Annotated in this window: 24 protein-coding genes; 14 read left to right on the forward strand and 10 right to left on the reverse strand. The window is 47.1% G+C overall.

Annotated features, from left to right (window positions below):
• The first annotated feature begins 112 nt into the window (after nucleotides 1-112).
• Entirely contained in the window at nucleotides 113-1,873 is a 1,761-nt protein-coding gene (locus tag LFX17_RS11025; protein ID WP_238730295.1) for an acyl-CoA dehydrogenase family protein, read from the forward strand.
• A gap of 97 nt (nucleotides 1,874-1,970) precedes the next feature.
• On the opposite strand, the gene LFX17_RS11030 is transcribed toward LFX17_RS11025, so the two are convergent.
• Nucleotides 1,971-2,765: an oxidoreductase gene (locus tag LFX17_RS11030; RefSeq protein ID WP_238747742.1), complete on the reverse strand. Its 795-nt coding sequence runs from the start codon at nucleotides 2,763-2,765 to the stop codon at nucleotides 1,971-1,973.
• Here LFX17_RS11030 and LFX17_RS11035 point away from each other — a divergent pair.
• Nucleotides 2,751-4,097: an adenylate/guanylate cyclase domain-containing protein gene (locus LFX17_RS11035; RefSeq protein ID WP_406600702.1), complete on the forward strand. Its 1,347-nt coding sequence runs from the start codon at nucleotides 2,751-2,753 to the stop codon at nucleotides 4,095-4,097. The genes LFX17_RS11030 and LFX17_RS11035 overlap by 15 nt on opposite strands.
• A gap of 404 nt (nucleotides 4,098-4,501) precedes the next feature.
• On the opposite strand, the gene LFX17_RS11040 is transcribed toward LFX17_RS11035, so the two are convergent.
• The 3 genes from LFX17_RS11040 to LFX17_RS11050 form a co-directional block, all read right to left on the reverse strand.
• A complete protein-coding gene (locus tag LFX17_RS11040) occupies nucleotides 4,502-5,086 on the reverse strand; it encodes a HEAT repeat domain-containing protein (protein WP_238730297.1) in 585 nt (194 codons plus the stop codon).
• A 411-nt stretch (nucleotides 5,087-5,497) separates the two neighbouring features.
• A complete protein-coding gene (locus tag LFX17_RS11045; RefSeq protein ID WP_238730298.1) occupies nucleotides 5,498-5,842 on the reverse strand; it encodes a DUF962 domain-containing protein in 345 nt (114 codons plus the stop codon).
• Nucleotides 5,843-5,904: 62 nt separating this feature from the next.
• Nucleotides 5,905-7,434, reverse strand: coding sequence for a deoxyribodipyrimidine photolyase (locus LFX17_RS11050; protein WP_238746702.1), 1,530 nt, complete (start codon nucleotides 7,432-7,434; stop codon nucleotides 5,905-5,907).
• A 215-nt stretch (nucleotides 7,435-7,649) separates the two neighbouring features.
• Here LFX17_RS11050 and groES point away from each other — a divergent pair, with 215 nt between their 5' ends.
• The 9 genes from groES (at nucleotide 7,650) to LFX17_RS11095 (ending at nucleotide 16,559) form a co-directional block, all read left to right on the forward strand.
• Nucleotides 7,650-7,940 carry a co-chaperone GroES gene (gene groES / locus LFX17_RS11055; protein WP_010574451.1) on the forward strand — a complete coding sequence of 97 codons (291 nt, stop codon included), beginning with the start codon at nucleotides 7,650-7,652 and terminating at the stop codon, nucleotides 7,938-7,940.
• A 13-nt stretch (nucleotides 7,941-7,953) separates the two neighbouring features.
• A complete protein-coding gene (gene groL, locus LFX17_RS11060; protein ID WP_238730300.1) occupies nucleotides 7,954-9,591 on the forward strand; it encodes a chaperonin GroEL in 1,638 nt (545 codons plus the stop codon).
• 104 nt (nucleotides 9,592-9,695) lie between these two features.
• On the forward strand, nucleotides 9,696-10,370 hold the full coding sequence (locus LFX17_RS11065; protein ID WP_238746703.1) for an SIMPL domain-containing protein: 675 nt from the start codon (nucleotides 9,696-9,698) through the stop codon (nucleotides 10,368-10,370).
• A gap of 53 nt (nucleotides 10,371-10,423) precedes the next feature.
• Entirely contained in the window at nucleotides 10,424-10,921 is a 498-nt protein-coding gene (locus tag LFX17_RS11070) for a DUF1579 family protein (protein WP_238730302.1), read from the forward strand.
• Nucleotides 10,922-11,043: 122 nt separating this feature from the next.
• On the forward strand, nucleotides 11,044-11,505 hold the full coding sequence (locus LFX17_RS11075) for a hypothetical protein (protein WP_238730303.1): 462 nt from the start codon (nucleotides 11,044-11,046) through the stop codon (nucleotides 11,503-11,505).
• Nucleotides 11,506-11,549: 44 nt separating this feature from the next.
• On the forward strand, nucleotides 11,550-12,809 hold the full coding sequence (locus LFX17_RS11080; protein ID WP_238746704.1) for an ATP-grasp domain-containing protein: 1,260 nt from the start codon (nucleotides 11,550-11,552) through the stop codon (nucleotides 12,807-12,809).
• Nucleotides 12,796-13,443, forward strand: a complete 648-nt coding sequence (locus tag LFX17_RS11085) for a class I SAM-dependent methyltransferase (protein WP_238746706.1) — start codon at nucleotides 12,796-12,798, stop codon at nucleotides 13,441-13,443. Before LFX17_RS11080 ends, LFX17_RS11085 begins: the two co-directional genes overlap by 14 nt.
• Nucleotides 13,419-14,306 (forward strand): class I SAM-dependent methyltransferase, encoded by an 888-nt coding sequence (locus LFX17_RS11090; RefSeq protein ID WP_238746708.1) that lies wholly within the window; start codon nucleotides 13,419-13,421, stop codon nucleotides 14,304-14,306. The genes LFX17_RS11085 and LFX17_RS11090 overlap by 25 nt, the downstream gene beginning before the upstream one ends.
• A 3-nt stretch (nucleotides 14,307-14,309) precedes the next feature.
• Entirely contained in the window at nucleotides 14,310-16,559 is a 2,250-nt protein-coding gene (locus LFX17_RS11095; RefSeq protein ID WP_238746709.1) for a YhjD/YihY/BrkB family envelope integrity protein, read from the forward strand.
• Between the two features lie 71 nt (nucleotides 16,560-16,630).
• Here the strand turns inward: LFX17_RS11095 and LFX17_RS11100 are convergent, their stop codons facing one another.
• The 6 genes from LFX17_RS11100 to LFX17_RS11125 all read right to left on the reverse strand — a co-directional run bounded on the left by LFX17_RS11100 (nucleotide 16,631) and on the right by LFX17_RS11125 (nucleotide 22,415).
• Nucleotides 16,631-17,119, reverse strand: coding sequence for a rod-binding protein (locus LFX17_RS11100; RefSeq protein WP_238730308.1), 489 nt, complete (start codon nucleotides 17,117-17,119; stop codon nucleotides 16,631-16,633).
• Entirely contained in the window at nucleotides 17,116-18,300 is a 1,185-nt protein-coding gene (locus LFX17_RS11105) for a flagellar basal body P-ring protein FlgI (protein WP_238746710.1), read from the reverse strand. Before LFX17_RS11105 ends, LFX17_RS11100 begins: the two co-directional genes overlap by 4 nt.
• Complete coding sequence (locus LFX17_RS11110) at nucleotides 18,297-19,019, reverse strand: flagellar basal body L-ring protein FlgH (protein ID WP_406600673.1); 723 nt, start codon at nucleotides 19,017-19,019, stop codon at nucleotides 18,297-18,299. The genes LFX17_RS11105 and LFX17_RS11110 overlap by 4 nt, the downstream gene beginning before the upstream one ends.
• Nucleotides 19,016-19,909, reverse strand: coding sequence for a flagellar basal body P-ring formation chaperone FlgA (gene flgA / locus LFX17_RS11115; RefSeq protein ID WP_238746711.1), 894 nt, complete (start codon nucleotides 19,907-19,909; stop codon nucleotides 19,016-19,018). Before flgA ends, LFX17_RS11110 begins: the two co-directional genes overlap by 4 nt.
• An 18-nt stretch (nucleotides 19,910-19,927) precedes the next feature.
• On the reverse strand, nucleotides 19,928-20,722 hold the full coding sequence (flgG, locus tag LFX17_RS11120) for a flagellar basal-body rod protein FlgG (RefSeq protein ID WP_118955940.1): 795 nt from the start codon (nucleotides 20,720-20,722) through the stop codon (nucleotides 19,928-19,930).
• Between the two features lie 541 nt (nucleotides 20,723-21,263).
• Nucleotides 21,264-22,415 carry a class I SAM-dependent methyltransferase gene (locus tag LFX17_RS11125; RefSeq protein WP_238730311.1) on the reverse strand — a complete coding sequence of 384 codons (1,152 nt, stop codon included), beginning with the start codon at nucleotides 22,413-22,415 and terminating at the stop codon, nucleotides 21,264-21,266.
• A gap of 195 nt (nucleotides 22,416-22,610) precedes the next feature.
• On the opposite strand from LFX17_RS11125, the gene LFX17_RS11130 reads away from it, so the two are divergent.
• The 3 genes from LFX17_RS11130 (at nucleotide 22,611) to LFX17_RS11140 (ending at nucleotide 26,374) form a co-directional block, all read left to right on the forward strand.
• The gene (locus LFX17_RS11130) at nucleotides 22,611-23,168 is read left to right on the forward strand and encodes a hypothetical protein (protein ID WP_406600674.1); all 558 of its coding nucleotides are present in this window, start codon (nucleotides 22,611-22,613) and stop codon (nucleotides 23,166-23,168) included.
• A 55-nt stretch (nucleotides 23,169-23,223) separates the two neighbouring features.
• Nucleotides 23,224-24,045, forward strand: a complete 822-nt coding sequence (locus LFX17_RS11135) for a penicillin-binding transpeptidase domain-containing protein (RefSeq protein WP_238747748.1) — start codon at nucleotides 23,224-23,226, stop codon at nucleotides 24,043-24,045.
• Between the two features lie 100 nt (nucleotides 24,046-24,145).
• The gene (locus LFX17_RS11140) at nucleotides 24,146-26,374 is read left to right on the forward strand and encodes a cation:proton antiporter (RefSeq protein ID WP_238730312.1); all 2,229 of its coding nucleotides are present in this window, start codon (nucleotides 24,146-24,148) and stop codon (nucleotides 26,372-26,374) included.
• Nucleotides 26,375-26,444: the final 70 nt, after the last annotated feature.

Genomic DNA, 26,444 nt, shown 5'->3' on the forward strand with positions numbered 1-26,444 from the left:
GCTCCAAACGGCGTTCGATACGAAGAATTTTCGGTTTTCAATCGAGAAACGCGATCTTGGAGTGGTAAAGAATCGAATACAAAGCTGAACAGAAGTTCACAAAGGAATTGAAATGATCGAGAATAACTATTTTTTAGAAAACCAAGACCTGCAGGAAAACTTCCAATCGATCGTGGATTGGAAAGAGATCATCGACGGTTTCGAAGGCGATTTCGAAGATCATAAGGAATATCAAAAGAGCGGTAAGGACTCCCTTGCGATGGCGCCCGGCTCCTATGAAGACGCATTAGAATATTATAAATCTATTTTAGAATCGGGAGGCGACATCGCCGGAAAACAAATCGCTCCCCTCGCCAAGGATATGGACGTAGAAGGATTGAAGTATTCCGCCGGAAAAGTCACGTTTCCCGAATCGATGATCAAAGGAGTCAACCAAGTCAAAGACGCCGGAATTCTCCCTTACAGCATCGGAAGAAAACACGGCGGGCTCGGAATCCCCGCAACCGTTCAAACGATGATGATGGAACTTTTTTCCAGAGCGGACGGTTCCTTTGCGATCACGTTGGGTTGTTTGAATCTGGCAGAAACGATTGAACGATTCGGGTCCAAGGAAATGATCGATGAATACGTTCCCAAAATGGCGAACGGAGAAATCTTCGGCGCGATGGCATTGACCGAACCGAACTACGGATCGGATCTGCCGAACCTGCAGACCAAAGCGGTCAAAGACGCGAACGGAGTCTGGCGACTAACGGGCGCTAAACGTTTTATCACACACGGATGCGGCTTCGGAGAAATTCCGGCGGTCATCTTAACACTTGCAAGAACGGGCGCGCCCACGAGCGGAGCGAGAGGACTTTCCTTCTTCTTAGTGAAAAGTTCGGACGTGTTTATCGCCGGAATCGAAAAGAAGATGGGACTTCACTGTTCACCGACTTGCGAGGTCGTGTACGAAAACACTCCCGGAATTCTGATCGGTGAAGAAGGATACGGCTTGGTTCGTTATTCCATGGCGATGATGAACGGAGCCCGTCTTTCGATCGCGGCTCAAGCGATGGGAATCGCGACCGCCGCTTATATGGAAGCCAAAAAATACGCTGCGGAACGGGAACAGTTCGGCAAAACGATCCAAAACATACCCGCGGTTCGCAAGATGCTGACTACCATGGACCGCGAAATCGCCGGAATGAGAGCGGTATTGCTGGAAGCGTCCCGTTCCATCGACCTCTATCACTGGAAATCCGAAAGAATGAAGGAACACGGAGTCGACGAAAAGGAAATCCGCAAGGACGAATCGGTCAAAAAATGGGAAAAACTGGCCAACCTGTTTACTCCATTATCGAAATATTATATTACGGAACTTGCAAATAAGATCGCGTACGACGGTCTCCAGATCCACGGGGGAGCCGGATTCACATACGACTACGACATCTCCCGAATCTATAGAGACGTCCGAATCACGAACATCTACGAAGGAACGACCCAGCTTCAGGTTGTCGCCGCGATCGGAGGAATCGTTTCCGGCATGACGGCAAAAGGACATCTTCGTCAATACTTCGAGGAAGAATTCTCCAAAATCGGAGGGGGTTCCTCATTGTTAAACGAAAACAAAGAAGCTTTCGAAAAGATCGTGGAAGCGTATTCTGCGATCGAAAATTCTTCGCTTCGAGACGAGGTCGCTTTCGAAGTGGTTCAATCGACCGCGAGAATTCTGATCGGAATGTTACTGGAACGAGGCGCTTCCCGACTCAAAGGAGAAGCGAAGGAAAAACGAGAAGCGCTCGCAAAAGAATATAACTTGGAATCCAAGGCGATTCTTCTTTCCAACCGGATCATGATCGAAAACCGTCAATCGCAACTGACGTTCGCGTAAGACTTATCATAAAAACTCTCCGAATTCGCCGCTTTGTTTTGCGTAGGCGTCGGGGAGTTTTTCGATTCCGAAAAACGAACTCGAAAGGAAAATCGAATCAATTTCCTCCCACGGACTCTATTCGATCCGATTCTAAGATACGAACTCCCGACGGATCTTTTTGCGCGATACGGATCATCGCTCTGGCGACCGTTCTTCCGTGAATCGATCTGTATTTCCGAATTCCGCCGAGTAACAACGGATTGATGATCTTTGCAAAAAATTGACCGACGACTTCGCCCGGTCTGGCTTCTTCCCGTTCGCCTTCTAAAAGAGAAGGTCTGAATATTCCGAGAAACGGAAATCCGATCGTTTCCAGATCTTTCTCCATTTCTCCCTTGACCCGATTGTAAAATACGAACGACTTACGGTCGGCGCCCAAAGCGCTTACGACGAGAAAGGATCGAACCCCTTTTTCTTTCGCGAGTTTTGCGATCTGCATCACGTATTCGTGATCCACTTTTTTGAAATTCTCCTGACTTCCGGCCTTGGAGATCGTTGTCCCCAAACTGCAATAAACTTCCGTGATCCCTTTCGGAAAGGAAGAAGCGTTTAACGCGTCGTAGTCGACCACGATTTCCTCCGCGCCGCGAACGGAACCGGGCTTACGTACGAGTGCGTAAATTTTTTGATATTCGCCGGAAGCGTTCAATTCTTCCAAAAGATACCTTCCGATGAGTCCGGTCGCGCCTGCAACCAAAGCCGCTTTTTGAGCCATGTTTCGTTCTTCTCCTGAACTGCGAAAAGAATGTGGAGGTTCGTTTTTTATGAAAGAATTTTTTTCAAATGTCCTTCCCTTTCCCGGAAAGAATTGATCTTGAATCCCGAAATTTCTATCCTGAACTTTGTGAATCTATTCCGATCGATCAAGAAAGCGTTTCAAATTTTGGACCGAAAGTCCATGCCGGATTCCGTTCTGGATGTTCTCAAAACGGAGGAAAGAAACGGAATCATCATCACGAATTACTTCCGTTATCTCATCGCGCTCTTTTTTCTGGTTCAGATCGTAGTCAACGTTCACAGCGGAGACAGCGAGGCCAATCTTATCGCGTTTTCCATATATCTCGTTCTGACTCTCGCGCACACGGTCATCATCCGAGTTTGCCCCGATTCGATCGTCAGCGTTTTCAATTACGTCACCCTGTTTGCGGAATACCTTTTGATCTTGGGTGTTCTTCTGTTTTACACGTTCACAACCAAAAATGTGGATCTCGGTTTCGCACTGAAGAATTCCATAAACCTCTTCTTTTTGTTTCCGATCGTCTATTCCCTTTTGCAATTTCGAATCCGTTTCGTGTTCCTAGGGTTGTTTTTATTCTATGCGATCTACTTTTCGATTCTTGGGATTGCGGTTTCAACCAATCAGCTGACATACACGAACGACTGGGGCCGTTATATCAGCGGACCGGAAGTTCTTTTGGAGGACGTCGTCGCCGGTAAACCCGGTTTGTATTTTTGTTTTGCGGTGATGATTTCCATGGGGATATTCCGCACGGTTTCGATGGTGAGGAGAATCGGAATCGCCGAAGGACAAAAGACGGAACTGTCCCGTTACTTTTCTCCGAAGATCGTCAACGAGATGATGGAAAATCCCGAAACTCTTCAGAGCGGCAATCGTCAGATCGTAAGTATTCTTTTTTTGGATATTCGAAATTTCACCGCGATGTCCGAGAACATGGATCCGAAAGAACTCGGAGAACTTCTATCGGAATTTCGTAAAATTATGATGGAATGCGTTTTCGAAAACAACGGAACCTTGGACAAATACATAGGCGACGCGGTGATGGCTACGTTCGGAACTCCTCACCCTTCGCCCTCCGCGGAAGTCGACGCAAGAAACGCGGTCGGCTGCGGAGTTATCATGCAGAAACGTCTCGCCGAGTGGAATCTGTTTCGAAAGTCGCAGGGCAAAACGCCGATCACGATCGGAATCGGGATTCATACGGGAGAAGTGTTTGCGGGAAACATCGGAAGCGATCTTCACAGAGAATATTCTGTGATCGGAGACGCGGTCAACACGGCTTCTCGTATCGAATCGCTCTGCAAGGTTTTGAAAAAGTCCTTTCTCATCTCGAAAGAAACCATGGAACTGTTAGGCGGCAAATACACTCTCACACGAATGCCCCGCGTCAAGGTCAAAGGCAAGGAAGAACCAATCCAAACCTATGAGGTCATGTGGGGCTGAGCGATTCATAGAGAGCGAAGCCGCCAACGAGCAGCGGAGCGTCGCGAGTGGTTCTCATCGTAGATGAGAAATCTGAGCGATTCATAGAGAGCGAAGCCGCCAACGAGCAGCGGAGCGTCGCGAGTGGTTCTCATCGTAGATGAGAAATCTGAGCGATTCATAGAGAGCGAAGCCGCCAACGAGCAGCGGAGCGTCGTGAGTGGTTCTCATCGTAGATGAGAAATCTGAGCGATTCATAGAGAGCGAAGCCGCCAACGAGCAGCGAAGCGTCGCGAGTGATTCTCATCGTAGATGAGAAACGCCCCATAGGAAGCAAGTTAGGCGAAAGCGAAACGACGGCTCTCAAGCTACTGAAAGCGTTTAGAAAAGCCGGCTTTGTATTCTCGGTAAATTGATGATAGCGATCAGCGAATTTGATCCTTACTCAAATCCACAAATTCTCGAATTAACTTTTCATCAGGATTACAATCTTCGACTTGTTTCATCAAAAGGCAAAACTTACTATATGCAAGAAAACTCTCAGGGGATCTCGAATACTCCTGCGGCAACAAACCTAAAGAAGCCGCGAGCCTTACGCTGAACTCCGGATCTTCCAGCGCTTGATAAAACGTTTGTCGATCTGATTCTTTTTTTGAATAACCGAGAAAAAGAGCTGCGCGAATTCTCATCTTTGGATCGGGATTATTGAGGAGAACCTCCTGTAAGATCGGTCTGTAAAATACGATGTCGCTGAGAAATTCCTCGTACGCGTATGCATGCGCCCTTAAACCGAAGGAAAGAATGGAAACATTAGAATCTTCGAAAGAATCAGTTTTCCAACGATGGAGGAGATATTGAGGTCGATGCCAAAACCAAACCGAAGCCAATAGAATCCAAAAGATAAAAAGGACGGATTTCGTTTTTACGGAAAGCCGACACGAAATCACGATGCACAAAACGAGAATCGCGAAAAAGGGAAACGTGAATAAGAATTTTTCTTCGATCGTCATTCAGTCAAAATTAGCCGCAAAAAGTTCCAACCCTTCTAATACGAGAGAATAAACGAATACAAAAGATACGAACTGGATGTGAGGAAAAAATCGATTCTTTCGAAAGGAGAAGTGGACGACGAAATATCCGAACACAGTCGGTAATAAAGAAATGAAAAACAATATTCCGAAATATTTTAAGAAAAGGACGATGTTAAGAAACATCGAATAGTGAAACTCGGGAGAAGACCTTAGGAAAATCCGCAGAATGGAGGCAACACACAAAGAAGAGCACGCAAATTTCAAATAGTCCAAGAACGAAATACGAACTTTCTGCATCAATCTTTTCTTTTACAAAATGAAAACCGGCCTTTTCGAAAAATCGCAGGGATATCGAAAAGGCCTATCATTTGCAATCGTTAGAATTTGACCTTACTTCTTACCGATCTTTTCCAATTCCTTTCCGATCTGTCCGGTGAGAATGTAAAAATACATCACCCAGTCGCCCATAAAGGATTTAAACGGATATGTGAACGTTGCAGGACGGTTTTTTTCCACAAAGAAATGCCCGATCCACGCAAAGAAATATCCGGAAAACAAAGCCGCCAAGATGTAATACGGATTGAGATTGATGATGGCCGTCAAGATCCAACCGATCGCAAAGGAAGTTCCCACGAAATGCAACGCACGGTTTACAGGATGCGCATGTTCTCCCAAATAGAACGGCCAAAATTCTTTGAAAGTTGTATATGTCTTTGGAGCTGCCTCAGTTGTCATAAGTACCAATCCTCTTTTTCTACGATTTTACGCTCCGCGCTTCGAAAAAGCAAGCATTTGACTCAAAACAGATTCAAGCCGTTTCCTTCCAGAGATTCCACGTATTCGAAATAGGACTTGAGTTTGAATTTTTTAGCGGTGGATTCGGATGACATATAGCGTATGCTACCGAAAACGTTTCGTTCCGGAAACCAAGGCCGATCGAACAAACCGAAACACCATAAGATTCCCGTATACGAATTCGGATCTCGTCCGTCATACGCGTATTTGTTGTTCAAATCTTCGAGAATCGTAAACGCCGTTTCATAGTCGGGGGTCCATTCGATGATCTTCTTTCCCCAAAGCATCCGCAGATAATTGTGCATCGATCCGGTCAAAACGAGCTCCTTCTGAGCCGCGTTCCAAACTGCGTCATGCGTCTTTGCGTTCTCGAGCTGCTCCTTCGTATAAAGATACGGACGAATATCGTTTTTGTGAAAATCCAAATTCTTCTGTAGCCAATCGGGAAGAATGGAAAGGTCTTTTCGAAACGAAGGTTGTTTCCAAAACATCAAGAAACCCACGTCCCTCCAAGTGACGAGTTCGTCCAGAAAAGAATTCACATTGTCGTCCGGATGATAAAAACCTTCCTTTCGATTTTTATTTTCGGGAACGATCACTCCGGGATTCCAAGGTTCGTCCAAGTTCCAATCCAGAACGGCGCTTACGACTTCTTCCTGAGAAATATGACCGAAGTGGAGATAGGGAGACAACAAGGAAGAATACGATTCTTTCGGATCTCGAGGCTGACTTCTAAGTTCCGCATAACCGTTCAATCCTTGTTTTAAAAAACGTTTGAGAAGTTTTAATCCCTCTTCCCTTCCTCCGATTTTACCCGTAACCGGCAAAACGTCCGGACAGAGAAAATTCACTTTTTTGCATATAGTTTCGATCTTCTTCTCATCCCCGTCGAACCAAACGATCTTGGAAAACGGAGAATCCCGATCCTTCCTAAGCGAAGATCCGTTCGTGTTTACGTAAGGTTTTCCCGGTTTACGGGAAGATCGAAACTTCCAGGCTTCGGCGAACAATTTGTGAACTCGAGGCCGGAGGATTCTCGCGGCGGAAGCGAATTCTCCGTAAAGGCTCAAAGGAATGATGGAGTTCGAATCGACGGCGAGCAGCTTGCATTCGATTCTTTTGCCGACTTCGTTTAACAATTCGGGCACGATGTAAGCCGGATAATCGTCCGTGACGACAAGCGCGGCCGTAGACGCGATTCTCCCGAAAACCTCCGTGATCGGGTTGTCCGTAGTTTCCACAAAGGCGCGGTAATTCAACCCGAGTTTGTTCGCCTCTTTCGCGTTCGCCGCCATCCCCTCGAGAAGAAAACGATGCAACCTCGGCGAACTCCAAGGATAATCCATTTTCAGAGGTTCGTAGATCCAGAGTTCCTTTTCGTATTTTTGGGAAAGATGAATCGCGTAATCCAGGGAATGATTCCATGCCAACCGTCTCGCCATGGACATCCAATACAGAAGAATCGGCTTTTCCTCCCGAACCGGCTTTTGATTGAGATCGCGGACCCGGATCAGATTTTCTTTCGGAAACATTTTCTTCTTTTCACGCGTTTCGGAAGTTTTTTCCTTAGACGCAGAAAGAATCGATTCGTTTTGAAATTTCTTCCCGATTCTTTTTTCTCGTTATCGAATTTTAGCACTCTCTTACCTAAAGTGCTTGACCCTTTTTCCACGAATTTTTAAATGGAAAACTACAGTAAGCACTCTTCCTCATGCAGTGCTAATTAACGATAATAAGGAGTTAGTCTATGGCATCGATTAAACCTCTGGGTGACAGAGTCCTCGTAGAACCAAGACAGGAAGCCGAGGAAAAGATCGGTAGCATTTTCGTTCCTGACACGGCAAAAGAAAAACCTCAAGAAGGGAAAGTCGTAGAAGTCGGAAGCGGCAAATACGAAGACGGGAAACTCGTTCCTCTCGAAGTGAAGGTAGGCGATACCGTCCTTTACGGAAAATATTCCGGAACTGAAATCAAATCCGAAGGCAAAGAATATCTCATCATCCGTGAAAGCGATATTCTCGCCGTTGTTAAAAAATAATCAGGAGTGAATCATGGCTAAAGATATAGAATACAACGAAACAGCAAGACGCAAGCTCCTCGAAGGTGTGAACAAACTCGCGAACGCGGTGAAAGTTACCCTCGGGCCTAAGGGTCGCAACGTAGTGATCGATAAAAAATTCGGCGCGCCTACCATCACTAAAGACGGCGTTACCGTTGCGAAAGAAATCGAACTCGAAGACGCTCTGGAAAACATGGGCGCGCAAATGGTGAAAGAAGTTTCCACAAAGACGAACGACGTCGCAGGTGACGGAACCACTACCGCAACCATTCTCGCTCAATCCATCATCAACGAAGGTTTGAAAAACGTAACCGCGGGTGCAAACCCGATGTCTCTCAAAAGAGGAATCGACAAAGCGGTTGCCGCTGCGGTGGAAAGCATTCAAAAAAGAGCGGTTAAGATCGAAAACAAAAAAGACATCGCAAACGTTGCGACGATCTCCGCTAACAACGATACTACGATCGGTAATCTGATCGCGGACGCGATGGACAAAGTCGGTAAAGACGGAGTCATCACTGTGGAAGAAGCGAAGTCCATCGAAACAACTCTCGACGTAGTTGAAGGGATGCAGTTCGACAGAGGATACATTTCTCCTTATATGGTGACCGATCCGGAAGCGATGACTGCGACTCTGAACGATCCTTTCATCCTGATCTACGACAAAAAGATCTCCTCTATGAAAGATCTGATCCACGTTCTGGAAAAAGTGGCTCAAGCGGGAAAACCTCTCGTGATCATCTCCGAAGAAGTGGAAGGAGAAGCTCTTGCTACGATCGTAGTCAACACTCTCAGAAAAACCATCTCTTGCGTTGCTGTAAAAGCTCCGGGATTCGGCGACAGAAGAAAATCGATGCTCGAAGACATCGCGATTCTGACCGGCGGACAAGTGATTTCCGAAGACCTCGGAATGAAACTCGAGAACACCACTCTTCAAATGCTCGGCCGCGCGAACAAAGTGACCGTGGATAAAGAGAACACCACCATCATCGAAGGCAAAGGCCAAACGAAAGACATTCAAGGAAGAATCGGTCAGATCAAAAAACAGATCGAAGACACCACTTCCGAGTATGACAAGGAAAAACTCCAAGAAAGACTCGCAAAACTCGCAGGCGGGGTTGCGGTGATTCACGTCGGAGCGGCTACCGAAGTTGAAATGAAAGAGAAAAAAGCCCGTGTGGAAGACGCTCTTTCCGCAACTCGCGCCGCGGTGGAAGAAGGAATCGTTCCAGGCGGCGGTTTGACTCTTCTCAAAGCGCAGGAAGCCGTTGGCGGATTGAAACTCGAAGGCGACGAAGCCACCGGAGCAAAAATCATCTTCAGAGCTTTGGAAGAACCGATCCGCATGATCACTTCCAACGCAGGTCTGGAAGGTTCCGTAATCGTAGAACACGCGAAGGCGAAAAAAGGAAACGAAGGTTTCAACGCTCTTACGATGGTTTGGGAAGATATGATCCAAGCCGGAGTCGTCGACCCTGCGAAAGTGGTTCGTTCCGCTCTTCAAAACGCGGCTTCTATCGGTTCCATGATTCTGACTACCGAAGTTACGATCACCGATAAACCGGAAAAAGACGCTCCAAACCCGATGGCGGGAATGGGCGGCGGTATGGGAGGAATGGGCGGAATGATGTAATTCATCCGAACGTTCTTTACCAATCGCAAAAAGGCGGTCGAGGTTCCCCTCTTCCGCCTTTTTTTGTTTTCAAGGATCGGATTTTCAAAAAACATTTCCGAACTATGAACCGATTGAAACTGATTCTTCTTACGTTATTCGTCGTTCCCGTATTGGGCATTTATTCCGAGAACAAACAAACCGTAACCGTCTCCGGAAGCGGAACCGCGGTCGTGGAAACCGATTACATCCAGATGACCTTTGCCGTGGAAGTCGAGGAAGCGAACGCAAAAACGGCCCAGGAAAAGAATCTCGAAAGAACGTCTAACGTGATCCAGGCGCTCTCCAAAGAATTCAAAATTTCCCCCAAGGATATATACAGCACCGATTACACTCTGCAAAGACAATATCTTCAGGACGGAAAACAAAGGCCGTATCTGTCCACGTCCGGAATTCTTTTAAAACTCAGGAACTTAAAACTTTATAAAGACGTATTGCTGGAACTTCAAAAGTTGGGAGTCAACAACGTAAGCGGAATCGAATTCAAATCGGATTCCACTTCCAAACAGGAAAAAGACGCGCTCGTTTCCGCGTATGAAGACGCGAAAAACAAGGCGCTGGTTCTCGCCAATGCGATCGGCAAAAAAGAAGTCACGGCGATCAAAATCGTCGAATCCGATTCCGCGGCGTATCAACAGGTGGTTTATCAGATGAAAGGAAGAGAAAGCGATTCTTCGCCGCTTTCCGTGGGGGAACGAAAGATCCAAGCCAAGGTTTTAATCGAGTTCGAAGTCCGCTAAGAACTCTTAATTCTTCTTGCTTTCTATCCCGAAACCGACTTCACTGTTTCGCCATGAGTAAAGAAAAGTTCGAAACCTCCAAACGGGAAGGCGTCCACAAAGAATTCGAATCCTATACGGGGAATTGGAAAGGCGTCAACCAGATGATGTTCAAAGAGGGAGAGGTCACCGACGAATCTCCGATTGCGGGAACCATCAAACTCGTATTAGGCGGAAGATTTCTTCTGCACGAATACAAGGGAAGTTACGGAGGCGAACCGTTCGAAGGAATCGCGATCTACGGATATCACATCGACAAAAAACGATACGAATCCGCTTGGGTCGAAAGTTTCGGAATGGGGAGCGGAATCCTGTTTTCGGAAGGAGTTCCAGGCGCAAAGGAATGGTCCGTTACGGGACACTACGGCGGCGATACTCCGGAAACCAGTTGGGGTTGGAGAACCAGTTTGGAAAAAGACGGGGACGATAAGTTGATTATCTTCTCCCAAAACCTCAGACCGAACGGAGAAAAAGCGGGAGGAGTTCGAATCCTCTACGAACGCGTTTCGTAAGTTTCCCGACGGCTTCTTATAAAAAAGAGAAACAAATTCTTTTCGAATCCCGAATTTTGACGACCTTCGTTCATCCGTTCTCCGTCGAACAGACGCGTGGATAAAACGCAAAAAGGAGACGGATGGAAACCGCAATCATTACGAAAACGGAATGGGACCCGAAACAAAAATTAGTCAGCACGAGAATTAGCGGCAAAGTCGAAATCGAAGACGTGGAAGTCTGGGAAAAATCCCTTCTCGATTCCCTCGCACAAATACCGGACAACGGAACGTTTAAGATCTTCATCAACTTACACGGGTTCCAAGCCGCCAACCTCGAAGCGCACAAACGCTTTCGCGAGATCATACCGCAAATCTTATCGGACTACGGATGGAAGGTCGGTTACTTGAATCTCTTTGAAGAATCCAAATCGATGCGGTTTCAAAATCTCCGCGGAATCCGTTGCATCGCGGCGGTGCACGTTCATCAAGACGAAACGAAGATCGGAAACTACGAGGAAAAATTCGGAAAGGAAAACGAGCACTTCTATACGGATCCGATTCGAGCCAGGAACTGGATCGAGTCGTACGTTCTTAGCGCTTAAAAATCCTTTGACTTTCTCCCCGCCCTAAAAGAAACCTATGGGAAATGAAACAAAAGGGGCATTTTCTTTCCATAGGAGCCGGAACCAATCAGGTTCCCTTAATCTCCGCGGCGATACGCCTGGGTTATTCGGTGATCGCGGTCGATCAAAACGATCGCGCTCCCGGCTTGGGGATGTCCTCTCTTCGAATCATGGAGTCCATTACAGAATATCGTAAAATTCTAAAGACGGTTTCCGAAATTCCTCTGCACGGAAGAATTCTCGGAGTAGGAACGCGTTCCTACGGAAAGGCGACGTATACGGCTTCTTACATCGCCGAAAAACTCAAGCTGCGTTATGCGAGCTTGAACTGCGTGGAAATCTGTTCCGATAAAAATCTTCTGAAAGAAACCGCGGCCAGAGTGGGAATTCTCGTCCCCGAAAACTACGACATCCATTCGAACTTATCTAAAAATCAATTCCCGTTCGTCTACAAACCCGTCCGAGGAAACAGCAAAGAAGGAATCCGAACCTTTCACGAACCCGAAGAATGGGAAACGTTCTTAAAATCCAAAAAGAAATCGCCGAAATCGAAAACGGCCCCTTCCAAAAAGAAAACAAGCGCGTCTAACGCGGACAAGGAGAATTGGATCGCCGAGGAATACATTCCCGGTTTCGAAATCACGGTCTGCGGGTTGGTCCAAAAAGGAAATTTCTTTCCAGCGTCGATCTCCCACAAGGACGTAACATCATATCCTCCTTATTTAGAAATCGCTCATACTCTTCCGTTTTTACGCACCGAATTGATCGGAGAAATCCTGCTCAACTGCCGCGCGCTCATCGCGGCGACCGGAATGAACGACTGCCCGTTCGTGGCGGAATTCAGAATCACTCCTCAAGGAGAAATTTATCTGATCGAGGCGGTTCCCGAAGTGGGCGGAGAATTTTTGGCGGATTCTCTCATCCCCAATTATTTCGGATCGGCCTACTTTGACAACTTGGTGAAACTTCTGGTCGGCGAACCGATTCGTCCGTTCGAGAATTATACGGGCGTTCCCAAAACGTACGCCGGAATTTTTTTCTCCACACCTCCCGAAGGAAAATCAAAACTTACGGGACACGGTGAATTCGCCGCGGCGGGAAAGGAAAAACTTCTTTTTGATCGTAAACTGAAAGAGGAAGGCGATATTCTCAAAACCTCCGAAGGAAACGGAGTTCGCACCCGCACGGTCGGACTCGTCGGTCCCGAACAAAACGAACAGACTTTGGAAGAATGGAAGAAGTCCGTTCTTCAAAGACTGGAAGGTAAATTTGAATCCTTCTGAATCTTCCTCCCAATCCGCTTGGAACACGCATTATACCCGGAACAAATCCAGACTCGGTTATCCGGATGAGAATCTGGTGCGTATGTTGTCCAAGATCGTATCGACACAGACGGAATCTTCGGAACAGCGAAAGGCGCTCGACTTCGGAGCCGGTTCGGGAAGACACTGCGTTTTGTTAAACGAATTCGGTTATCAAGTCTACGCCACGGATTATACGGAGAATTCGGTCAAAACGATCTCGCAGGAATATCCGTTCGTCAAAGCGTCGATCCACGAACACCCTCCTCTTTCGTATGAAGACGGTTTTTTCGACGTGATCGTAAGCTGGGGAGTTCTTCACTACAACTCTGTCGAACTCGCAAGAGAAATCCTGAAGGAGAAAAAAAGGATTCTCAAACCCGGAGGATTTCTCGCGGGTTCGGTGCGGGCCGTCGGCGACACGCATCTGCAGGCGCAGGGAACCTTGATTCAAACCCCGGATTTAAAAGGCGCCTATTCCCGTTTTTATACATTAGAAGAATTGAAAGAGGATTTGAAAGGATTCTCCCGAATGGATTTCGGTTATACGGAGCGGACTCCTTTGGGAAAACTCGAAGAAAGGATCTGTCATTGGATTTTTCTGGCAAAACTATAGACGAAACCTGTCCTTGCTGTCAAAAAAAAGATTGGAAATTTTTATACCATTCTTCCTTTAAAAATTATAATATTCCAATATACCTCTGCACTTCCTGCGGACTACAAACCCAGTATCCAAGGCCGGAACCCTCTTCGCTTTATACGGAGGAATATTATTCCGGCGGCGCCGATTTTTCCTATCGCGATGAACGGCAAACCGAAACTTACGATCGATACGTTTGGAAGGCGCGTCTTTCCAACATCCGCAAGTTCAAACGAACGGGAGAATTTTTGGACATAGGATGTTCCTTCGGCGGATTTTTAAACTGCGCGAAAGAAGCGGGCTTCGGCGTAACAGGCGTGGAAATCTCCTCGTATTCCGCGGATGTCGCAAGATCTCGGGGATTCAAAATATACACGGGAGAATTTTTAGACGCGGATTTACCCGAAGCGTATTTCGATGTGGTGACTCTCGTGGAAGTCATCGAACATCTTTCCGAACCGGAGAAGGTTTTTGAAAAACTGGGTCGAATCTTAAAACCCGGTGGACTTCTTCTTCTGCAAACCGCAAACTTCGAAGGCTGGCAAGCGATCGATGCGGGGCCGAACTATCACTACTATCTTCCGGGACATTTTTATTATTATTCGGAATCGAATTTGAAAAAAATTCTTGATCGCTCGGGTTTTACGAATCATATCACGTATCCCGGAGTCGATTTTTCGCTCCTTGCAAAATTGCTCAAGTCCAGAGGAAGTTTTCGTTCCTGGAAAGAATACTGGAAATGGATTCGAATTTCGATCTATCATTGGAAGAGCAAACTCAAAAAAAAAGGCAGACCCTTGACCTCGTCCATGGTTCTGTACAGCTTCAAGGCGGAATGAACGATGCAGCATCTTTTAAAACCGGGTTGGCTTACCGATTCGGATCGAATTCCCGAAAAAGGTTTTTTAAGAATTTTCGTACTTTCGATCCGGATCATCGTCGGTTCCGCCTATCGTTTCATCAAAGACGATTGTTTGATGCAGGCCTCCGGAATTTCCTACACTACGATCGTTTCCTTGATTCCGATGTTGACCGTCGCTCTTTCCCTGATCACGATCACTTCCGGTCTGGAAAATCGTAAGGAAGAAATTTTCGATACGATCAACACGTTCATACTTCAGAGCAATATCAACGTGGACATCAACACGTATCTCGAAACGATCGGCGACTTGATCGACACCGCGACTCAGATCGGAGCCATCGGTTTCGTGATCTTGGTTTTTTCGGCGACCGCAGTTTTGCGTTCTTTGGAGAATGCGTTCAACGGAATCTGGAGAATCAGCTCCAACCGTTCCCTCTTTCAAAAACTCGTGTTCTACTTTTTCGTATTGGCCATCGGTCCTCTTCTTTTCGTGATCGGAGAAGGAGTCGCCGAAAAGACGATCGATTTTTTCAGGCCGCCCCACTACTTCTCCATGGAAAAAGATCCTCTCGGAAAAATTTGGGTAAGCGGGGAAAACGGAACCCTTTTCCGCATGGATTCCAATCTCAAAAAAGAATATTCCATCCGGGAAGACGAGATCGATTTCGAAAACATGAAATGTCTCGATAACCTCGGAGGCCGCCTGGACTTCTGTAAAAAACCGGACATAGGAAGTTCCGATTTTATCCGGATTCGAATCCGAGAAGGTTTGATCTACGCACTCTCCCGCAGAGGCGCGCTTTTGATCAAACCGATCGAATCCTCCGTCTGGACTTTGACGTCATTCGAAGGCGTCGAACTCAAGGACATCGAAATCGTCAATCTAAATAACATTTTCATTGTATTCAAAAACGGTGAAGTTCTTCATTACATTCCCGAAGGAATTTCCTTCAAACCGATCTTTAAGGATCGTCTCAAAATGAACGCGTCCAAAGTGTATTTTCCGGACGCACTGAACGGATATATCGCCGACGAATCGGGAACGGTTTGGACGAGCAACGACGGCGGATTCAACTTCTATCCGAACCGTCTAACTCATTTAGCGTTTCATGATATTCATCGTGCGGACAACGGAGAAATTTTTCTCGCCGGCGAACGCGGGGTCATCTACCGTTCGAGGGACGGCGGAAATAGTTGGATCGAACTTAGCCACAAACGATACAACTTCATCCGAATCTGGTCCTTTACCGGAACCGACGCGATGGAACTCTTTCTCATGGACAGCCTCGGTCATATCCTGATTTCCACGGACGGAGGAGATCATTGGAATCCGTTTTATACTCCGATGAACGGAAAACTTTGGGCCAATCTTTTGTTGGAACGGAAAGAAAACGGAAAGATCCGAATGCTCAATATCGGGGAATACAAAACGATCAGCATCACCGAATCCAAGGATCAGAAGTTTTCCACTACGACGATCACCGGCGGGGACAGCGTCTTTTCGATTTATTCTTTCTTGAGAATTCTTTTTCCTCTCTCCGGAATCTGGCTTTTTTTCCTAAGCCTTTATTCCTTGATTCCGAACACGAAGGTTCCGCTGAAAGCGTCGGCGGCGGGAGCTGCGGTTACGGGCGTCATATTCCTCGTGTTCCTCTGGGGATTTCACGTGTATCTTTCCTCGTTCAGCGAAACGACGATGATCATCTACAAGGCGTTAGCCGCCGTTCCTATTTTTCTTTTGGGAGTATATTCGCTTTCTCTAATCGTCTTATTCGGAGCGGAGATCACGGCGTCCTTGCAGTTCCGCGAACGTTATCTGGCGCCGCTTCAATCCTCGGACGAGATTCACACTTCTTCCAGCAACGAGTTCCGCAAATTGATTCTGACCTTGAAGTCCGCGTATAAAATCCAAAAAGAAAAGAAGATTCCCTCTTCTCCCTTCGAGCTTTCGCAGATTTCCCGCTTAAAAGAAGAGGAGATTCCCGTGTTGACCAAAAAACTCTGCGAACTGGAATTTCTTTCCGAGACAAGGAAGAACGAATTCGTTCCGATCATCGCTCCGGGCGATTTAAGCATCGGCGACGTTTACAGAAAGATTCCGGAACCTCTTCTGACGGGCGATAAGGAACTCAAGCTCTTTCCGGGAAACATCGGTTCCAAGGTCGAAAAGACGGAAGAAAAACTCCAAAACGATTTGGACGGAATCAAGTTTGCGGATTTGATCGATTGAGTCGTGGGAACTACTACGATTTACGATCGAGCCAAAAGGAGGTTGGCGTTGAAATTGTGGGAACTCCTGCTTTAAGCTTTGCGGTCGGTTCTGGTTCCGGCGTTGACCGGAGGAAGGTTGGAGGAAAGAGATTGATAAATCTGCTCCGCAAGACCCAAAGAAGAATTCGCCGAAAGGTTTTTGGAATATTCGTCGTAGAGCATATCTTCGAAAATCTCTTCCGCGTGACCGCCGTCGATCAAGCCAGACTTGGACACGGTCTTTTTCATTTCGCTTAACATCATCTTGACGAAGATCGATTCGAATTCCACGGAAGCGGAATACAGTTTTTTGCGATACGGATCGGCCGCGGTTTCTTCCTTGATGTTGTGAGGCATTCGGACTTCGGAAGAGCTGATTTTACCGGAAAGTTTCTCGTTGAATTCTTCCCGAAGTTGTTCCGGAAAGGTAACGTTCCGTTTTTCCTGATTGGATTTTTCTATGTTGATCAGACTTCTTACTTCCGGCTTTTCCACCAGATTCAGCTTATTCGTATAATCTTGAACGGAATCGATTCTCATTGTATTTCCAGCTCCGCGTGTAACGCGCCCGATTTTTTCAACGCTTCCAAAATGGCTATGATGTCTCGCGTGGACGCGCCCACTTTATTCAGCGCTTCGACCACGTCTCCTACGCTTGTGGATTCCTCGATCACAAAGGAACTTTTGACCGGCTCCTGTTCTTTTCCGAGCCAGTTGCGTCTTCTGTTTTTATCGGTGACAGAAAGATTCAAACCGGAACGGGAAACGGCAACTTCTTCGATCGTGATGTTTCCTCCCATCACGATGACGCCCGTTCTTTCGTTGATGACCACCTTCGGTTTCACCTGAGTTTCCACGGTGAGATTTTCGATGTCGCTTAATAAAGTTAAGAATGCGTCCGACTTGTTCTCGAACGTTTTTCCGAGAACGATATTGATCTCCGAAGGAGAAACCGGAACGACAGACTCCGGTCCGATTCCGTGTTTTCCGGGAAGAATCGAACGAATCTGAGAGATCACCGCATTGAGAGTGGTAAAGTCCTGATTATCGAGTTGGATTTGCACCCGTTCCGACGCGTAAAAATTCTGATCCAATTCCTGTTCTACGATCGCGCCTCCGTGAACCACACCCACCGTCTTTTTATTTCCGCGAGCGCCGCTTCCCCGTTCCTGTTCTTGTCTTCCGCCGAATGAAATCACGCCCGAAGCGACCGCGAACGTCTTGTCGCCCGCGGTTTTCAAAGGAGATTGTAAAAGAACTCCTCCTTCGAGGGACTTTGCGTCTCCGATGGACGAAACGACCACGTTCAACTTGTCGCCTTTGCGGGCGTAGGTGGGAATCGTAGCGGTGATCAAAACCGAAGCGATGTTTCTCGTTTGATCGGGTTTGAGATTCGCTTCGACTCCAAGATTTTTTAAATAGTTTTTCATACTCTCCGAAGTGAACGGAGTTTTACTGTCCCCCGTTCCCGGAAGACCGACCACGATTCCGTAACCGGTGATTTGGTTTTCGCGGATTCCTTCGATGCGCGCGATGTCTTTGAGGCGCAGTTCGGCGGCGTTCAAAGAAACGGAAAAAATTCCGATCAATCCGACCAGGACGGAGATCGGCGTAAAACGCACATAAAACGAAACCGCGTAAAACGGAAAAACGCGCGATAAAAACCCGCGAACGCGCTCCGAGAATAAAGACATACAAAAAATAGAATATTCTGATTTCATTGTGATTCTCCCAGAAGCCGGTTCAACTGATTCAGAATCAGCCTTTGTTTTTCCTCTTCGGAAAGTTCCGCCTTGACAGTCACTGAGCCGTCCGGGTTGGTCACGGATTTCAAGGCGATCGGAGGATTTACCTGTTGACGGTTGATTCTCCCGTTAAAATTGACCTGGAGATTGGCGATCTTATCCGCGTTGATGGAGGAATCCTTTTCCACGAATTCGGGGGAGACCGTTCCTGAAAGGGCGAGGCTGTTCTCTTCTCCGTTGATCACGTTCACCTTTTGTCCTTGGATCGTCAAAAGCCCGGTGTTCGGATCGATCGCGGTTACGAGCGCGGTTAGATTTCCCTTCACCTTTCCGAGTGACTTGATCTTTCCCTTATTTTTGCGGGTAATCGTACGATCGTTGTTATACGAAGGCATATCTGGGATGATCTTTTTATCGGGCATGGATTTGAGAGTGATCGTTTCGTCCGCGTTGGATTCGAGTTCGAACTCCGCCTGCAGGCCGTTCGTGATTCTCACATAAAGAGGGGAACCGACCTTGATGCTTTGACGGACCGAATACGGATTCTTATCCGTCCAAAGAGAAACGTCCTGAGCTTTGAGACCGGAACCGCTTCCCGTAAAAATCAATAAGATCAAAAGAATACTTAAAAGAACCGCGCCGAAAATTCCGGGGATCAATTCTACGATCATCTTAGAAAGGGAATTCAGCTTCATTCCGTCACCACCGTATTCTTATCCACGACCTTCGCTTTCATCTGTCCTTCTCTCGAATGAGTCGTCACTTGAACATCTTCTCCGATATTTCCCGAACTCAAAGCCTTTACTTTCGTTTTCAGGACGAGACTTCCTTTGTGATAGATCATCAGAATTTCCCCTCCTCTTTGAACGTCCTGGATTTTGCGAACGTGTTTTTTACGGAAGATTTCCCCTTCGTTCATGTCTTTGAGAAGAGTAGAACCGAGGAGCTCCGGTCCTGGAGAATCCAAAATTTCTTCGGGAGTAAGAACCGCTTCTTCCTGAAAATCATCTTCGGTGATTTTGATTCCCTTGTTCAAAGGACGTTTCGCCTTGAGAACTTTGACGTTTTGTTCCACTTGAAAGCGGATTCTCAGACTATGAACCTTTTTGCCTTGAAAGAAAATTTCTAGAGAGGCCATCAGTTGTCCCGGATGCAGACGGGAGGAAAGGTTGGCCCAGCGCAGCTCCACTCCCTCGGAGGGAACCTTGGTTTCGCCGGAAATAAACGTTAGACGAAATTCTTCATTCAGATGCTTTTTGCGGATTTCCTCGCTCAAGGATTCCGTGATTTCGTTCGGTTCGAGAGAGTGATTGAGGGGAAGAACCAGGGTTTCCTTTCCGGTTACGTTCGGTTCCAGATCCCCGTAGACGTTCAGTATTTCTTTCGAACCGATGTAGATCGGACGTTTTAAATTCTTTACGAGAACCCGATCCTCGAATCCGTCCGGAATTCGCGCTACGGAAGAAAGAAGGACCGCTTCTCCGTCCACGATCGCGCGGCCTTTGAGATAAATTCCGGAAACTCCTCTTCCCAAAAGAGGGTTGGCTGCAAGCAGGAGAAGAAACAAAGTCCGAAATACGTTCATAAGAAATTTATAAAATTCTTATCTCTTCAGGGAAATGGCAGTGGACAACATGTTGTCCGAGGTCTGAATCGCCTTGGAGTTGGATTCGTACGCCCTTTGCGCCACGATCATGTTCACCATCTCTTCCACGATCTTTACGTTACTCATTTCCAAAAACCCCTGTAGGACGTTTCCGAATCCTTCCATTCCGGGAGTTCCCGGAATCTCGGGACCGGAAGCCACGGTTTCTTGAAATAAGTTTTTTCCGATCGCGGTTAATCCGGCCGGGTTTACGAAACGGTATAATTCCACTTGTCCGATCACGATGGGACGAATGTCGGCTCCGACTTTTACGGTGACTTCTCCTTGTTCGGAAATCATGAGTGTGTTTAAGATCGCTCCCTCGGGAAGAATCAAAGGAGGTTCGAGAAGATATCCGTTCGAAGTCACCACTTGTTGGTTCGAATCGATTTTGAACGATCCGTCTCTGGAAAACGCAAAACTTCCGTCGGGCATTTGGATCTTAAAGAATCCCATCTCGCCGGTGATCGCCATATCCAGTTTGTTTCCGGTGGCTTGAAACGATCCGATCTCGAATAGTTTTTGAGAGGCAGCCGCTCTTACCCCGTGACCCACGTTGACTCCGGTGGGAATCTCGCTCACGGAAGTGGCCGGAGTTCCAGCCAATACCTGGTGTTGATACACGAGATCTTCAAAGTCGGCACGGTTCTTTTTGAATCCGGTCGTGTTTACGTTTGCTAAGTTGTTTGAAATCGTATCGATATGAAACTGCTGGGCAATCATTCCCGTGGCAGCCGTCCAGAGTGAGCGCATCATATTCCGGTAACCCTCTTCTTAGTTTAAGTCGGCCAATTTCCGAAATTGGTGAAGGGGAAAGGGGCGAATTTCCGAGAAAAAGAGACAGAATTCCGAAAATGTGTTAGAAGGGGGAAGAGTCCCCCTCGCTGCAGCCGCAAGCGGCTTACGCTACCCCCTCTCCGGGCGGCTTCTTTCGAATTTAAGCCCGGAGCCTGTCGAGCGTCGCCATTTCGCTCTTTGCAGAGCGAAAATAACGTATGAGTTCCCACACTCTCGGGACTTTACCGTGTAAATCGCGCGTTGTATGAGTTCCCACAACCGCAAGCGACACGCAGGGTTTAGTCTAAACGCGCTTTCCAAAGTAAGAGTCGAATTTTAGAAATTCTTTCTGCGCGTTTAGACCGAGCGAGACTTCGCGAGCCCGAAGTGGCGCGACCGCGTTAGCGGATGCGGCCGCAAAATTGTAAGAGTTCCCACATTCTTGAAGGATCAAACGATAAGTTCACGATTTTCAAATGTTCCGACACGCGGACCTAAAACCGCTCGCAAAAATCATTCACTTGTAATTCCGAAACACGACGCAGCGGTTCGAATTTGTTCCCTTTTCGTTATTCGAAACGTTCCAGCAATTCGAGAGTTTCGTGAATTTCTGATCGTTGATAAAGGTGGTCTCCCATTCCAAACCGGAACCGGCCGCCGCCTGGATCACGTATTCGTCCAGGTTAAAAACGGTCGCGCCCTTTTTGATGTCTCCCACCTCCATCACACAAACTCCTTCCGGCTTTAAGACGCGCGAAAGTTCCTCCAAGGTTCCGTGGATAAAATCGGTCCAGGCGCTGAGCGTGGAAAAGATGCTCGGCTTTTTGTGATCGGGAAGTTCGATTTCCAAAAACCAATACCGAAGCCAATTGTCCTCTTCGTAGTTCACCTTATCCAAAAACGGCGGAGAAGTCACCACCAAGTCCGCGACTCCATCCTCCAAAGATTCCAGATGCAGGGAAGAATGATTGGTATAACGATTTCTTCCTGAAAACTCGTGATAAAACGGAGGAAGCGGAGTTTTCAGATCGCGCTTCATTTTCTGCAGAATGCGCGACTTGATTTCCTTGTATTCCGGTTTGATTCCCTTCTTCTCGTTGTTTCGTTTTTGAGCCGAAGGAGGAATGGAAATCTGAGGAAAACTATAAACGGAAAAGAATCCGTCGCTGTGCCCGTGCAATCGGGAAAGGGCGGTAACTCCGATGTATTGAATTTCAGGAGAAGAATCCTGGGAAAGAATCCGTTTGAGATTCTTGATTTCGTTCAACGTATCCTTGTGATAAAACGCAAGTAAGTCCTTGTCCTCTTTTTCTTCCTTCGTTTTTTTTCTCAGATCGAGACGATCCAAAATTCGTTCCATACTTTCCACCGAAGGAATCGTTTGTCTGGACTTGGCGAGAAACAAGGACATAGGGCTGATGTCGTTGTGAATCGCGGTATGACCTTCTAAGTTCGCTTGGATGGAAGTGGTTCCCCTTCCTCCGAACGGATCGAGAACGACTCCCTTGCGTTTGGAAAGATATTTGTCTAAAAAGAACGCCGGAAGTTCGGGTTTAAACGAGGCGCGGTAACTAACGCTGTAGTGAATGGAATGGGATTGTCTCTGGCGGGATGTCCAGAATTCTCCCGTTTGAATTTTTCTTTCTTTTCGTTTGAGTGCGGTCGACATGCGGGAAGCCTCGTATGAAAAGATTTTCGGTAAGCCCGGCCGTTTCCCGGCGAAGAAAAATAGATTCGAATGCGAAATCGAAATCGCCACTTTCCGATCGCATCAAGACGATGCGACATAGGCTTTGAATTTTTTTTTCGGGGAGGAATTCGATCGCGATTTGATTTGTCATTTCAAGCCCCGGGTTTTGCATGGATGAAGAAGGGTATATTCCTTTTTTTGAATTTACTGCCGATGACTCTCCCGAACACAACCGCACCGTCCTTAGAAACTTTGGATCTCGAATTTGAAAGAGAAGTCTATTGGAACCGTTTTTTGGAACGCGCCGGTTTGATCGTGGGTTACGGAGCCTATGCGGTTTGTTTCATAATCGTGTTCGGTTTAAAACGGGAAGCCGTTCAATACGCGTCCCTCTTTTATCTCGGACTTTTCACCCGCTTTTCGAGTCTGCTCATCGGAAAGTTCTACGAAATTCCCATGGTGTTTCGGAATCTGTTTTCGGAAAACGAAACCCTCGTTTCCGCGAGCAAACGTTATCTCGAAGTACATCGTGAAAAAGCCCTAAAACGACTCGCGGGAAATCTTTACGGGATGAACGACGCGTCCGAACTCTACAACGCGAACGAAGAAATCCTAAAAGAGATGATCCGTCCAAAACTCGAAAAACCCTGGAAGAAGGCCGGAAAAATTTATCTCTTCTTTTTTTATCTCCCTGTCGCATTCATTTTGATTGGAATTTCCGTTTTCCTCTGATTCACTCGAAATTCAAGTGAAACGTTCGATCGTCTTATCGTTGTTTTTCGTATTAGTGTTCGCGTTCTCTGCCTGCAAAAGCGAACTTCCCGTCGACACCCCGCCGCCCATGCCTTTTTCCGAAAAGAATCTCATTTCGGAAGGAAAGTTCGTCTGCGCGATTTTGGCAAATCTCACTTCGCGTAACAAAATCTACTTTCAAAAAGAAGAATGTTTTCTGAAAACTCCCCCTTCTTCCCTCTTTCACCCGGTTCTCGCGCTCTCCGCGTTGGAAAGCGGTTATCTGAAGGAAGATCAATCCCTCTTTTTTTGGGACAAGACGAGACATCCTTACATTCGATGGCAGAAGGATCAGAATCTCCGGTCCGCGCTCGAGTATTCGGTGCATTGGTATTTCACAAAACTCTGGAACGAGATCGGTCCCGAAAAGGGAAAGCCTCTTTTGGAAAAGTTAGGTGCGTTTTCCAATCCAGTCCCGTTTACGAGAAACTCGTTTTGGCTCGACGGTTCGTATACGATCTCACCGTCCGAATTTGCGGATTTTTTAATCCGACTTCAAGAACCGTCTCCTCCTTTCCGCAAAAAGACGATAACAACCGTTTGGGATCTTCTCAAACGAAGTCCCGGTTCTCTTTCGAACGCAAGCGGAAGCCACGATCTCCCGGGGGATTGGAACGGAGTCGAAGAGTATCGATCGGATTCCGCGTTTCATTATACGCAGGAAGAGGCGAACTCTTGGTTTTGGGTTTCGTTTCAAAAAACGAACACTCGTTGGCTGCTTCTTACGAGAGTGCGCGCAGTCGGCCAACCCGCTTCTCCGCTTGAAGCCGCCAAACTCGCGTCTAAAATTCTCCAGGAAGAATCCGTTCTTCCGTAAGCGCAAACGTTTCGACGCGCTCAAATCCGCAAACGCCTAAAAATCTGAATGACGGATTCGGAATTCGATCTCAGAATGCTCGCACATAAGGGTTTCCTGTATGAAAAAAATATCGGTATTTTACATTTTTCTTATTTTCTTATTCATTGTTTCTCTGGGTTTTATCCTTCAGACCGGACGAGGTCTCGAACTGAAAAAAGAGATCTTCCATTCTACGCAGATCGATCCGGTTAAAAAAACGAACGAAACAAATTCTACCGTTAAACCCGCGCCGATCCGTCCTGATTTTTTCGACGTCGAAGCGGTAGGAAACATGTTTTCCGGTCATTTGAAACAGCCTCTCTCGCGACTCTTGCTTCAGTTGATCGTAATCATGGTTGCAGCCCGTTTTTTCGGCAAGTTGGCAACGATGGTCGGACAACCTTCCGTGATCGGGGAAATTCTCGCGGGGATTTTACTCGGCCCTTCCCTACTCGGATTTTTGTTTCCGGAAGGATTCCAACTTTTGTTTCCTAAGGAATCTCTTTCCGTTCTACAGATCTTAAGTCAGATCGGACTTCTGTTGTTTATGTTCGTGATCGGAATGGAACTCGATCTGAAAATTCTCGGAAACCAAGCCGAGTCCGCCGTCGTGATTTCCCATTCGAGCATCATGTTCCCGTTTCTTTTGGGAGCGGGACTCGCCTACTTCATCTACGTACCGTTAGCTCCACAGGGTGTGGATTTTATCGCCTTCTGTCTTTTTATGGGAATCGGGATGAGCATCACCGCCTTTCCGGTTCTTGCAAGAATCATTATGGAGAAAGGACTCACCAAAACCACGTTAGGCAGTCTTGCTCTGACCGCGGCCGCCGCGGACGACGTGACCGCTTGGTGCGTTCTCGCCATCGTCGTGACGATCGTAAACGCGGGTTCCTTTTCTTCGGGAATTCTGATGATTCTTATGTCCGTCGTTTATATGCTACTGATGTGGAAGGGAATCCGTCCTTTGATGAAACGCGCCGGAAATCTTTACACAACCAAAGAATCGATGACCAAGACGATCACCGGATTTTTCTTTTTATTCATCTTCGCCTCCGCTTGGCTTACGGAAGCGATCGGAATCCACGCGTTGTTCGGCGCCTTTCTCGCAGGCGTCGTCATGCCGGATAAAAAGGAACTCAGAAACAATCTCGTCGATAAGATCGAGGACTTCAGTCTTACGGTTCTCCTTCCTTTGTTTTTCGCGTTTACCGGACTTAGAACCAAGTTCGGCCTCTTATCCAGCGCGGGTCTTTGGCCGGTCTTCTTTTCAATCCTATTCGTCGCAGTCTTAGGAAAGTTAGGCGGAAGCGCGATCGCCGCCCGTATGTCCGGCAAAAACTGGAAAGATTCCCTTTCCGTGGGCGTTCTGATGAACACCCGCGGTTTGATGGAATTGATCGTGCTCAACATCGGTTACGATCTCGGAGTTTTGTCCGAGGAAATTTTCTCCATGATGGTTTTAATGGCCCTCGTGACGACGGTCATGACCGGTCCCGGATTAAAACTTGTGGAACTTATTTTTGCGACAAAGGAATCGGTTCCTAAACCTTCCGCCGGCGCGGGAATTCTAATCTCCTTCGCGCAGCATTCCAGAGGACTGGAACTATTAAAAATCGCTTATGGACTTTTTCCGGAAAAGAAGAAGGACCGCGAAGTTACCGCGGTTCATTTGTCTCCGGATTCGAACATATCGGAATCCCACGCGGAAAAATACGAATCGTCCAGCTTCAGTCCTTTGAAAGAACTTTCCAAGGATTTGAACATACGTCTGCAACCGATCTATAAAACGTCCACGAATATCACGAAGGATATTCTTCGAATCGTGGAAGAAGGAAATTACAAACTTCTTCTGATCGGAGCGGCGCGTTCCTTCTTTTCGGACGATATCCTCGGCGGAAAGATCCGCACGATCCTGAACGAAACGGATTGCAACGCGGGAATCTTGTTTTCTTCCCAACTCGAAGACGTAAAAAATATCCACGTTCTTTTCGGAGGAGAAAAGGATCTCGAACTTCTTCAGATCGCAAAACGCCTTGCGGGAAATTACAACTCGAAACTTTCGATCGTGGATTTAAACGGTTCCATCCATCAGGTTCCGTCCCGCGTCAAACAGAACCTCAAACGAGACAAGGTGAAAATTTTGACTCCGGGTTCGAGCGCTTCCGACTGGAAACAATTCGATTTGATCCTTTGCGATTTGGATATATGGGAGAATCATCCCGAATTCAGAGTGGACGAACTTCCGAAAGGCGGAGGACTTCTTCTGGTCCGCTCTTTAAACGGCGGATTTTTGGCGGAATCCTAAGAACCGTTCGAAAAATGATTTTACATCCTTCGATTCTCGGCGAGAATCTACGATCTTGCGCGTTGCAGAT

The organism is Leptospira sanjuanensis, from assembly GCF_022267375.1.
Lineage (GTDB): Bacteria > Spirochaetota > Leptospiria > Leptospirales > Leptospiraceae > Leptospira > Leptospira sanjuanensis.

Excerpts from the sequence above, each read along its gene's own strand:
- LFX17_RS11080 (WP_238746704.1), top strand. The coding sequence starts at position 11,550 with ATGAAACAAAAGGGGCATTTTCTTTCCATAGGAGCCGGAACCAATCAG.
- groES (WP_010574451.1), top strand. The coding sequence starts at position 7,650 with ATGGCATCGATTAAACCTCTGGGTGACAGAGTCCTCGTAGAACCAAGA.
- LFX17_RS11045 (WP_238730298.1), bottom strand. The coding sequence starts at position 5,842 with ATGACAACTGAGGCAGCTCCAAAGACATATACAACTTTCAAAGAATTT.
- LFX17_RS11130 (WP_406600674.1), top strand. The coding sequence starts at position 22,611 with ATGAAGAAGGGTATATTCCTTTTTTTGAATTTACTGCCGATGACTCTC.
- flgA (WP_238746711.1), bottom strand. The coding sequence starts at position 19,909 with ATGAACGTATTTCGGACTTTGTTTCTTCTCCTGCTTGCAGCCAACCCT.
- LFX17_RS11140 (WP_238730312.1), top strand. The coding sequence starts at position 24,146 with ATGAAAAAAATATCGGTATTTTACATTTTTCTTATTTTCTTATTCATT.
- LFX17_RS11100 (WP_238730308.1), bottom strand. The coding sequence starts at position 17,119 with ATGAGAATCGATTCCGTTCAAGATTATACGAATAAGCTGAATCTGGTG.
- LFX17_RS11095 (WP_238746709.1), top strand. The coding sequence starts at position 14,310 with ATGCAGCATCTTTTAAAACCGGGTTGGCTTACCGATTCGGATCGAATT.
- LFX17_RS11040 (WP_238730297.1), bottom strand. The coding sequence starts at position 5,086 with ATGACGATCGAAGAAAAATTCTTATTCACGTTTCCCTTTTTCGCGATT.
- LFX17_RS11105 (WP_238746710.1), bottom strand. The coding sequence starts at position 18,300 with ATGAAATCAGAATATTCTATTTTTTGTATGTCTTTATTCTCGGAGCGC.
- LFX17_RS11050 (WP_238746702.1), bottom strand. The coding sequence starts at position 7,434 with ATGTTTCCGAAAGAAAATCTGATCCGGGTCCGCGATCTCAATCAAAAG.
- flgG (WP_118955940.1), bottom strand. The coding sequence starts at position 20,722 with ATGCGCTCACTCTGGACGGCTGCCACGGGAATGATTGCCCAGCAGTTT.
- LFX17_RS11025 (WP_238730295.1), top strand. The coding sequence starts at position 113 with ATGATCGAGAATAACTATTTTTTAGAAAACCAAGACCTGCAGGAAAAC.
- LFX17_RS11065 (WP_238746703.1), top strand. The coding sequence starts at position 9,696 with ATGAACCGATTGAAACTGATTCTTCTTACGTTATTCGTCGTTCCCGTA.
- LFX17_RS11125 (WP_238730311.1), bottom strand. The coding sequence starts at position 22,415 with ATGTCGACCGCACTCAAACGAAAAGAAAGAAAAATTCAAACGGGAGAA.
- LFX17_RS11070 (WP_238730302.1), top strand. The coding sequence starts at position 10,424 with ATGAGTAAAGAAAAGTTCGAAACCTCCAAACGGGAAGGCGTCCACAAA.
- groL (WP_238730300.1), top strand. The coding sequence starts at position 7,954 with ATGGCTAAAGATATAGAATACAACGAAACAGCAAGACGCAAGCTCCTC.
- LFX17_RS11110 (WP_406600673.1), bottom strand. The coding sequence starts at position 19,019 with ATGAAGCTGAATTCCCTTTCTAAGATGATCGTAGAATTGATCCCCGGA.
- LFX17_RS11075 (WP_238730303.1), top strand. The coding sequence starts at position 11,044 with ATGGAAACCGCAATCATTACGAAAACGGAATGGGACCCGAAACAAAAA.